Source organism: Paenibacillus cineris (assembly GCF_018333335.1).
Taxonomy (GTDB): Bacteria; Bacillota; Bacilli; order Paenibacillales; family Paenibacillaceae; genus Paenibacillus_AQ; species Paenibacillus_AQ favisporus.
The window spans coordinates 1-255 of record NZ_BORU01000041.1 but is presented as its reverse complement, the minus strand read 5'-3'; the positions used below and the strand labels follow the sequence as shown (position 1 = coordinate 255).

Here is a 255-nt window from a genome sequence, read left to right as displayed (position 1 = left end):
GTACCACCGTAAACCGTTATGAGTGATGGGGTGACGCAGGAGGGTAGTGACGCGAGCTGATGGATGCTCGTCCAAGCAGTGAGGCTGGTGTGTAGGCAAATCCGCACACTTTAAGGCTGGGCTGTGACGGGGAGGGAAAATTATAGTACCGAAGGTCATGATCTCACACTGCCAAGAAAAGCCTCTAACCAGGTGAAGGTGCCCGTACCGCAAACCGACACAGGTAGGCGAGAAGAGAATTCTAAGGCGCGCGGA

The 255-nt window shown here is 54.5% G+C and carries 1 rRNA gene; it reads left to right on the top strand.

What is annotated here, in order from left to right:
- Positions 1-255: ribosomal RNA gene (locus KI379_RS33855) — 23S ribosomal RNA — on the top strand; the annotation flags it as partial.